Origin of the sequence: Synechococcales cyanobacterium T60_A2020_003 (assembly GCA_015272205.1) — a bacterium.
GTDB lineage: Bacteria > Cyanobacteriota > Cyanobacteriia > RECH01 > RECH01 > JACYMB01.
The window spans coordinates 1-5,271 of record JACYMB010000296.1 but is presented as its reverse complement, the minus strand read 5'-3'; the positions used below and the strand labels follow the sequence as shown (position 1 = coordinate 5,271).

General features: G+C 51.6%; 8 protein-coding genes. 5 read left to right on the top strand and 3 right to left on the bottom strand.

Annotated elements, in window-relative coordinates; translation table 11 throughout:
- The first annotated feature begins 418 nt into the window (after positions 1–418).
- Positions 419–790, top strand: a complete 372-nt coding sequence (locus tag IGR76_14635; protein ID MBF2079712.1) for a response regulator — start codon at positions 419–421, stop codon at positions 788–790.
- Between the two features lie 35 nt (positions 791–825).
- A complete protein-coding gene (locus tag IGR76_14630) occupies positions 826–1,254 on the top strand; it encodes an NUDIX hydrolase (protein ID MBF2079711.1) in 429 nt (142 codons plus the stop codon).
- Positions 1,255–1,372: 118 nt separating this feature from the next.
- Here IGR76_14630 and IGR76_14625 read toward each other — a convergent pair whose 3' ends face one another.
- Positions 1,373–2,233 (bottom strand): methyltransferase domain-containing protein, encoded by an 861-nt coding sequence (locus IGR76_14625; protein MBF2079710.1) that lies wholly within the window; start codon positions 2,231–2,233, stop codon positions 1,373–1,375.
- A gap of 248 nt (positions 2,234–2,481) precedes the next feature.
- Here IGR76_14625 and IGR76_14620 point away from each other — a divergent pair, with 248 nt between their 5' ends.
- From IGR76_14620 to IGR76_14610, 3 genes are all read left to right on the top strand, one after another.
- Positions 2,482–2,835, top strand: a complete 354-nt coding sequence (locus tag IGR76_14620) for a rhodanese-like domain-containing protein (protein MBF2079709.1) — start codon at positions 2,482–2,484, stop codon at positions 2,833–2,835.
- A 111-nt stretch (positions 2,836–2,946) separates the two neighbouring features.
- Positions 2,947–3,141: a hypothetical protein gene (locus IGR76_14615; protein ID MBF2079708.1), complete on the top strand. Its 195-nt coding sequence runs from the start codon at positions 2,947–2,949 to the stop codon at positions 3,139–3,141.
- Positions 3,142–3,219: 78 nt separating this feature from the next.
- Complete coding sequence (locus IGR76_14610; GenBank protein MBF2079707.1) at positions 3,220–3,768, top strand: pyridoxamine 5'-phosphate oxidase family protein; 549 nt, start codon at positions 3,220–3,222, stop codon at positions 3,766–3,768.
- Between the two features lie 94 nt (positions 3,769–3,862).
- On the opposite strand, the gene moeB is transcribed toward IGR76_14610, so the two are convergent.
- Together moeB and IGR76_14600 are read right to left on the bottom strand one after the other, a co-directional pair.
- Positions 3,863–5,035, bottom strand: a complete 1,173-nt coding sequence (gene moeB / locus IGR76_14605) for a molybdopterin-synthase adenylyltransferase MoeB (protein MBF2079706.1) — start codon at positions 5,033–5,035, stop codon at positions 3,863–3,865.
- Between the two features lie 69 nt (positions 5,036–5,104).
- Positions 5,105–5,271 (bottom strand): hypothetical protein (locus IGR76_14600; protein ID MBF2079705.1); only part of this gene is annotated, 167 nt, incomplete at its 5' end.

Sequence of the window (5,271 nt, the reverse complement as noted above, 5' to 3'; positions counted from 1 at the left end):
TAGGACACCTCCCTTTCACGGAGGCGACGGGGATTCGAATTCCCCTGGGGGTATGCGTTTAAGGGGAGCTGCTGAGTTTACTCAGTGGCTCCTCTTCGAGTTAAGAGGTATTGCAAAAACGTCCCAGATTCCCCTCTGTATTTATCGTGGTGGAGTGGGGAGTGGGTTGGGTTGGATACCCTTGATTCCAAGGCTACCGACAGCGCTGAGATGAGGATATACTGGACTTAGCATGTTTTTTCTTCTGTTTGTAGGCATTTCAACGACTGCACTCCGAAGTACTCTCAGGTTGCTAACCGTAGGCTTGGTGGTTTTCGCTGGGCTACGACTATAGTCTCCGTTGTGGATGGAACCTGCCTTGCGCGTGGGATAGCGTTTACCGTATCGTTCAGGACGTCTGAGGGCAGATCATTAATTTATGAGTACGGTTCTGATTGTGGATGACAGCCAAACGCTGCGGCACATGCTGTCTGAGTTGCTGAGGGATCAGGGAATTGAGGTGATAGAAGCCACTAACGGGGTGGAGGCGCAGGAAAAAATCCAGCAGCGTCTTCCTGACCTTGTGATTACTGACCTCATCATGCCTCAGATGAATGGGTATGAGCTGTGCCGATGGATTAAGAACGAAGCTAAAACAAAGGACTTACCTGTCTTAGTCTGCACGACCAAGAGCGAAGATTTCGATCGCTACTGGGGCATGAAGCAGGGAGCGGATGCCTACATTACAAAGCCGTTTCATCCGCCAGAGTTGTTGCGAACGGTTCGACGCCTGCTGAGGGGCGATCGCTAGGTTCCATAGCACCGATTCCATACCTGAGCAAATTCGTGACCTACCGCAATCCCATCCCAACGGTTGATATCATCGTCGAACTGAGCGATCGCCCCCATCGTCCCATCATCCTGATCGAACGCCACAATGCTCCACTGGGGTGGGCGATTCCGGGCGGATTTGTAGATTACGGTGAATCAATTGAGGATGCAGCCCGCCGGGAAGCACAGGAGGAGTTGGGGCTAGCGGTTGAATTAATTGAGCAATTTTACGTCTATTCCGACCCGACGCGAGATACCCGCAAGCATACGATCAGTGTTGTATTTTTAGCGATCGCCCACGGAGATCCCCTCGCAGGGGATGATGCGAAGACCGTCGGGATTTTTGAACCGTGGCAAACGCCGCCCAAGCTTTGTTTTGATCACGATCGTATTCTGCACGATTATTGGCGCTATCGGCATTTTGGCCTCCGTCCTCGCCCATGAATAAAGGGTGAACAACCGACTGAATCTAGATCTGAGACTTCTATGGGAGACCAATACGCTCCTTTGGGGGACGCAAAGAAGAAGGCGCAGATCTACGGAGAGGGCGATCGCCCTTTTGTTATCCCATCGCCCACTGAGGGGTCTCGTCGATCGCGGTAGTCGTTTGATGGAGATCACCAACGACGCTAGGTTTCACACCCCAGCTAATTTGATTCGTCCACCAATGCGGCTCAGTGCGAACCCATTCAAACCCGGCCTGCCCCATCCATGCATCCACGCTGCCCTCGGCGTAGTCCCGAATATAGGGTTCCTCAAAAATATCCATCAGCCATTCTGTTTGGCGTAGGGTAGCCTGATTGCCGTCCAAGATAATCACCTCACCACCAGGTTTTAGAAGCCGGAAGGCTTCGCGCAGAACGTTGATTGCCACAAAGGGTGGTGTTTCGTGGAAAAGCAGTGATGCCGTGACCAGATCAAAGCTTTCGTCCGCAAAGCCCGTCTGTTCTGCGTTGGCTTGGGTAAATTCAATCGCAAGCCCTTGTTTCGTAGCTTTCCGGTCAGCAACAACCAGCATATACGGCGACAGATCGACCCCGATCACCTCAGCCTGGGGAAACTTTTGTTTGAGCAGAACCGTTGTGGAACCTGTACCACAGCCCAGATCGAGAATGCGTTTTGGAAACCCCTGAACGCGATCACCCACCCCTTGACGAATCCAGGTTTCGTTGGGGAGCAAAACATATTGCGTGATCGGATCGTAGGAGGTGGCTGCACCGGGATTCAGATATCCGCCTTTGACCCCATGAAAATTCTTGGAGGTGTAGTACTCCGGTAGTGGGAGAGATGGATTCCGAAAGCGATCGCTCTCCATCTCCCAATTGAGACTTTCGTATTCTGCTCGCAGTGCGTCCTCATCAATCATCAATCGCACAACGGGGGCTAAAAATTTTTCCCACAGGGTTTCACGTCCAGTTGCCATTGGTTTATCTCGTCGTTTCGCCTTTACATATCTTAAAGTCTCTTTCCACAATTGACTGTGCTTCTCATGACGTTGCGATGAGCTTAGGAAATAGGAGATTGTGCCTGTGTAGAAAATAGAAGACAACGGACTGAGACAATCTATGGATATCCAAATTCGCAAGGCTTTGCCGGAGGATGGGACGGCGATCGCCCCTTGTGCGTAGATCTTGTCTCGAACCTAATTAATCCTGAACTTGACAGTCTAAAATCGCGGATTGGGGACCCGTTCGCTACACCTACGCGGGACTGCGCGAGATTGACCCCCAATGGGTGGCTGAGCATTTAGAGAAGGTGAATGTCCTCGATGTTCGCAGCATTAGTGAGTATACGGGGGATTTGGGACATATTGCGAATGCTCAATTGATTCCCCTGGATGAACTTCAGTCTCGCCTTCAGGAGATTCCAACGGATCGTCCTCTAATTGCAGTTTGCCGCTCCGGTCGGCGTTCTGCTCAGGCGACCGTTCTGCTTCAGAAGCATGGAATTCATCAAGTGGTGAATCTGCGGGGAGGAATGCTCGCTTGGCAAGAGGCTAAGCTACCCGTCACCCGATCATTCTGACGGGGGGATGGGTGAGTATCCTTCCTGGCGTTCATCATGTTAGAGGATGCCAGAGTCTCTTATCTCCTTTACAATGCTGGTGTACCCACTATAGAAAAGGAGGATAAACCCATGAAAGCCGCAACCCTAATTGTTGGTGGTGTTTTTTCCTACCTTGCCATCACCTTTTTAGTTGCCCTTGAAGCCAGTAACGCTGCACCTGTATCAGCGTCTACAAGCGCAATCCCCATTGCAGAAACTGCACGAGCGGAGTTAGTCTCTACCTCTCAATCTGAAGTTGTGATGCAGTGCCTCACCCAAAATTAGGCTGTGGGGCGTGATGTTGGGGAACTCGTTCTCGCAAACAGTGGCTATAATTGCCCTGTTCAGTGAGGTTTCTCCATCATGGCTAAAGTTTTTCCCCACATCACGCCAGACCTTCAGACGTTTATGCAGGCTCAGCAAATGTTCTTTGTGGCGACGGCTCCCCTGGGTGCCGACGGGCATGTGAATGTTTCACCAAAAGGGTTGGACTGTTTTCGTATTTTGTCGGATACGCAGGTTGCCTACCTGGATTTGACCGGAAGTGGTAATGAAACCTCGGCTCACCTCCAAGAAAATGGCCGAATTACCTTCATGTTTTGTGCATTTCAGGGAAAGCCCGTCATTCTGCGGCTATACGGTAAAGGAAAAACCTACCTACCTGGACAAGATGACTGGGCAGACCTCGTTGCCCACTTTCCGCCACTGCCCGGAGTGCGGCAAATCATTGTTGCAGATCTCAACCGCGTCCAAACCTCCTGCGGTACAGGGGTGCCGCTGTATGTATATCAGGGGCAGCGGGATGAGTTGATTCAATGGGCTGAGCAAAAAGGAACGGCGGAAATCGCGACCTATCAACAAACGAAAAACTTGGTCAGCATAGACGGATTGCCAACACCGCTGAACGGATGAGGGGCGATCGCTCATCTTGCACTGAGATACAAAAAAGGGGTGCATTGCTGCACCCTAAAACAGATTTAATACATCGGTAAATGGTTGGATCGTTTTAGTACTCTGGAACCGAGGGATCGACTTCACGGCTCCAGGCAGTGATTCCGCCTTTGACGTTGGTTCCCGTAATGCCAGCCTCTTGCAGAATGGCGAGTGCTTTGGCCGATCGCCCTCCCATCTTGCAATGGGCAATGAGCTTATAGCCATTCGCAATCACTTTGATCTTTTCAATGCCATCCCCGTTTTCAATATCAGGAAGGGGAATCAGCACTGCCCCTGGAATCCGGGCAATTTCGTACTCGTGGGGGTTCCGAACGTCGATCAGCACAAAATCGTCTGCGCCATTGTCCAGAATCTGCTTGAGTTCATGCACCGTCATTTCCGGAATTGATTCTTTCTCGGCGGCTTCGGCGGCCTTGGCTTGGGGAATCCCGCAGAACTCTTCGTAATCGATTAGTTTTTCGATGACAGGACGTTCGGGATTCGGGCGCAACTTCAGTTCGCGGAAGGTCATCTCCAGGGAGTTGTACAGCAGCAGGCGACCGCTGAGGGTGCGACCTTTGCCGAGAATAATCTTGACGGTTTCTGTCGCCTGGATCACGCCGATAATACCGGGCAGAATGCCGAGTACGCCCCCTTCCGCACAGGAGGGAACCATTCCGGGCGGTGGCGGTTCGGGATACAGGTCACGGTAGTTGGGGCCACCTTCATAGTTAAAGACGGTGGCTTGGCCTTCAAACCGGAAGATGGAACCGTAGACGTTGGGTTTACCGAGCAGTACGCAGGCATCATTCACGAGGTAACGAGTCGGGAAGTTATCCGTTCCGTCTACCACCACGTCATAGGGACGAATGATATCTAACGCATTCTCAGAGGAAAGGCGGGTTTCGTACAATTCCACCTGACAGTCGGGATTGATTTCTAAAATTCGGTTTTTGGCCGATTCGATCTTAGGCTTGCCGACCCAGGATGTCCCGTGAATGACTTGGCGTTGCAGGTTGGAATGATCGACCACATCAAAATCGACGATGCCGATCTTGCCAATTCCGGCAGCCGCAAGGTACAACAGCAGCGGAGAACCAAGCCCCCCGGTTCCAATACAGAGAACGCTCGCGGCTTTCAGGCGTTTTTGGCCTTCTAAGCCGACTTCGGGCAGGATAAGGTGGCGCGAATAGCGCTCATAGTCTTCACGACTAAGCTGGATTTCATCCAGATTGGGATTCAACATAGGAGTTTTGCAGGACGTGGATTCAACGGGTTTGCATCGAAAAGCGACAAAACAGCGGCTGAGGGAGGCTTACACTGTGTCGAGTTCAATATCGGGTGATGATGGCATCAAGATCAACGCTTCGGATTGAAACTGATGCTGATCATCCAATTTCCAGGATAGAAGGTCGCAGGCACGACCCTGTTGAACGGAAACAATGATATACGAATACTCGGCCCACGCGCAGGTGCGATCGC

Bases quoted from the DNA above. Each gene is read 5' to 3' on its own strand.
- moeB (MBF2079706.1), bottom strand. From the start codon at position 5,035: ATGTTGAATCCCAATCTGGATGAAATCCAGCTTAGTCGTGAAGACTAT.
- IGR76_14615 (MBF2079708.1), top strand. From the start codon at position 2,947: ATGAAAGCCGCAACCCTAATTGTTGGTGGTGTTTTTTCCTACCTTGCC.
- IGR76_14635 (MBF2079712.1), top strand. From the start codon at position 419: ATGAGTACGGTTCTGATTGTGGATGACAGCCAAACGCTGCGGCACATG.
- IGR76_14625 (MBF2079710.1), bottom strand. From the start codon at position 2,233: ATGGCAACTGGACGTGAAACCCTGTGGGAAAAATTTTTAGCCCCCGTT.
- IGR76_14610 (MBF2079707.1), top strand. From the start codon at position 3,220: ATGGCTAAAGTTTTTCCCCACATCACGCCAGACCTTCAGACGTTTATG.